Source organism: Synechococcus sp. UW179A (assembly GCF_900473965.1).
GTDB lineage: Bacteria > Cyanobacteriota > Cyanobacteriia > PCC-6307 > Cyanobiaceae > Synechococcus_C.
Map to the genome: position 1 here is coordinate 1 of NZ_UCNJ01000016.1, position 3801 is coordinate 3801.

At 57.5% G+C, this 3801-nt stretch carries 1 protein-coding gene; it reads right to left on the reverse strand.

Going from position 1 to position 3801, the window contains the following annotated elements; genetic code table 11:
- The coding region (locus DXY31_RS16965; RefSeq protein ID WP_170953630.1) for a hypothetical protein at nt 1-3801 on the reverse strand (3801 nt) is incomplete at both ends.

Consider the following 3801-nt stretch of genomic DNA (forward strand, 5'->3'; position numbering starts at 1 on the left):
CGGATGAGGCGTAGGTGGTATTCAGTTCAGCGGCAGCACCTGAGAGCGTGTTGATCGAGTTGGCATCGATGCTGCCTGTTGTGTTGCCATCGAGCGTGTTGAGAACGGAGGCGGTGAGTGAGGTGTCAGTGAGGGTGATGGCCTCGTTGCCGAGATTGCTGATGCTGCTTGATGCGTAGCTGGTGTTGATTTCAGCGGCAGCACCGGAGAGTGTGTTGATCGAGTTGGCATCGATGCTGCCAGAGGTGTGTCCGTCGAGGGTGTTGAGAACGGATGCAGCGAGGGTTGTGTCGGTGAGGGTGACGGCCTCATTGCCGAGATTGCTGATGCCGGTGGAGGCGTAGGTGGTATTCAGTTCAGCGGCAGCACCGGAGAGTGTGTTGATCGAGTTGGCATCGATGCTGCCTGTTGTGTTGCCATCGAGCGTGTTGAGAACGGAGGCGGTGAGTGAGGTGTCAGTGAGGGTGATGGCCTCGTTGCCGAGATTGCTGATGCCAGTGGAGGCGTAGGTGGTATTCAGTTCAGCGGCAGCACCGGAGAGTGTGTTGATCGAGTTGGCATCGATGCTGCCTGTTGTGTTGCCATCGAGCGTGTTGAGAACGGATGCTGTGAGTGAGGTATCGCTGAGGGTGATGGCCTCATTGCCGAGATTGCTGATGCCGGAGGAGGCGTAGGTGGTATTCAGTTCAGTGGCAGCACCGGAGAGCGTGTTGATCGAGTTGGCATCGATGCTGCCTGTTGTGTTCCCATCGAGCGTGTTGAGAACGGAAGCGGTGAGTGAGGTATCGCTGAGGGTGATGGCCTCGTTACCGAGATTGCTGATGCCGGAGGAGGCGTAGGCGGTGTTGATTTCAGCGGCAGCACCGGAGAGTGTGTTGATCGAGTTGGCATCGATGCTGCCAGAGGTGTGTCCGTCGAGCGTGTTGAGAACGGATGCGTTGAGTGAGCTATCGGTAAGGGTGACGGCCTCATTGCCGAGATTGCTGATGCCAGTGGAGGCGTAGGCGGTGTTGATTTCAGCGGCAGCACCGGAGAGTGTGTTGATCGAGTTGGCATCGATGCTGCCTGAGGTGTGTCCGTCGAGTGTGTTGAGAACGGAGGCGGTGAGTGAGGTATCGGTGAGGGTGACGGCCTCGTTACCGAGATTATTGATGCCTGAGGAGGCGTAGGCGGTGTTGATTTCAGCGGCAGCACCGGAGAGTGTGTTGATCGAGTTGGCATTGATGCTGCCAGAGGTGTGTCCGTCGAGTGTGTTGAGAACGGATGCAGCGAGGGTTGTATCGGTGAGAGTGACGGCCTCGTTGCCGAGATTGCTGATGCCGGAGGAGGTGTAGGCGGTGTTGATTTCAGCGGCAGCACCTGAGAGCGTGTTGATCGAGTTGGCATTGATGCTGCCAGAGGTGTGTCCGTCGAGTGTGTTGAGAACGGATGCAGCGAGGGTTGTATCGGTGAGAGTGACGGCCTCGTTGCCGAGATTGCTGATGCCGGAGGAGGTGTAGGCGGTGTTGATTTCAGCGGCAGCACCTGAGAGCGTGTTGATCGAGTTGGCATTGATGCTGCCAGAGGTGTGTCCGTCGAGTGTGTTGAGAACGGATGCAGCGAGGGTTGTGTCGGTGAGGGTTACGGCCTCGTTGCCGAGATTGCTGATGCCGGAGGAGGCGTAGGCGGTGTTGATTTCAGCGGCAGCACCTGAGAGCGTGTTGGTTGAGCTGGCATTGATGGCACCGGTTGTATTGCTATCGAGCGTGTTGAGAACGGATGCAGCGAGGGTTGTATCGGTGAGAGTGACGGCCTCGTTGCCGAGATTGCTGATGCCGGATGAGGCGTAGGTGGTATTCAGTTCAGCGGCAGCACCTGAGAGCGTGTTGATGGAAGTGGCATCGATGCTGCCTGAGGTGTGTCCGTTAAGCGTGTTGAGAACGGAGGCTGTGAGAGAGGTATCGGTAAGGGTGATGGCCTCATTCCCCAGGTTGCTGATGCCGCCTGATGTGTAGGCCGTGTTCAGCTCTGCAGCTGTACCTGTCAGTGTGTTGATGATGAACGCGTTGATGTTGCCTGAGGTTTTTGAGGCGAGGTTGTTGAGAACGGATGCAGACAGCGAGGTGTCGATGAGGGTGATTGCCTCATCGCCAAGTGTGTTGATCCCGGAAGAGGAGTAGGCGCTGATCAGGTCTGAGGCCGAGCCGAAAAGTGTATTGATGGAGCCAGCATTGATGACTCCTGTGGTGTGTCCATCAAGGCTGTTGAGGATTGAAGCGGTAAATGAAGCCCCAGAAAGGGTGAGCGCCTCGTCGTTGAGGCCTGAAATGCCGGATGAGCTGTAGGCGTTGATCAGGTCTGCGGCCGTTCCAGTGAGTGAGTTGATGGAGTTGGCATTGATGCTGCCTGTTGTGTTGCCATCGAGCGTGTTGAGGACGGATGCAGCGAGTGAGGTGTCGGTGAGGGTGACAGCCTCGTTGCCGAGATTGCTGATGCCTGAGGAGGCGTAGGCGATGTTCAGATCTGCCGCTGTACCCGTCAGGGTGTTGATGGAGTTGGCATTAATGGTGCCTGAGGTGCGTCCGTCGAGGGTGTTGAGAACGGAGGCAGCGAGTGAGGTGTCGGTGAGGGTGACGGCCTCATTGCCAAGATTGCTGATGCCGGATGAGGTGTAGGAGGTGTTCAGATCTGCCGCTGTGCCCGACAGAGTGTTGATGGAATTGGCATTGATGGTGCCTGATGTGCGTCCGTCGAGGGTGTTGAGAACGGATGCAGCGAGAGAGGTATCGGTGAGGGTGACGGCCTCATCGCCGAGGTTGCTGATGCCGCTTGATGCGTAGGCGGTGTTCAGATCTGCTGCTGTGCCGGTGAGTGTGTTGATGGAATTGGCATTGATGGTGCCGGAGGTGCGTCCGTCGAGGGTGTTGAGAACGGTTGCTGTGAGGGAGGTGTCGGTGAGGGTGACGGCTTCATCGCCGAGATTGCTGATGCCGGAGGAGGCGTAGGCGGTGTTCAGATCTGACGCTGTACCGGAGAGGGTGCCAATGGAGTTGGCATTGATGGTGCCTGAGGTGCGTCCGTCGAGTGTGTTGAGAACGGTCGCTGTGAGAGAGGTGTCGGTGAGGGTGACGGCTTCGTTGCCGAGATTGCTGATGCCGGATGAGGCGTAGGCGGTGTTGATTTCAGCGGCAGCACCGGAGAGTGTGTTGATCGAGTTGGCATCGATGCTGCCGGAGGTATTGCCGTCGAGCGTGTTGAGAACCGATGCTGTAAGCGAGGTGTCCGTGAGGGTGACGGCCTCATCGCCGAGATTGCTGATGCCGGATGAGGCGTAGGCGGTGTTGATTTCAGCGGCAGCACCGGTGAGTGTGGTGATGTTGCTGGCATCGATGGTGCCTGAGGTGTTGCCGTCGAGGGTGTTGAGGACCGATGCGGCGAGGGTGATCTGATTGCCGAGATCAAAGACTCTTACGTGCCCAGCGTTTCCTGCACTCCCATCGTTTGATTGGGCACCAATGGCAATGATGCTGCCATCGCTGGAGAGAGAAACGCTGAGGCCGCTGTAATCGCCGGCAGCTTCTCCATCGATATCGCTGCCGCGTTGATTCCAAGAGGAGGAGGCTGAATCCCACTGGTAGATGCGCGTATGGCCCGAATTTGAGCCATTGCCATCGTTTGCGTAGGCACCAATGGCAACGATGCTGCCATCGCTGGAGAGAGAAACGTTGCGGCCGCTGTAATCGCTGGCAGCTTCTCCATCGATATCACTACCGCGTTGATTCCAGCTGGAGCCGTCCCATTTGTAGATGCGCGTATGGCCCG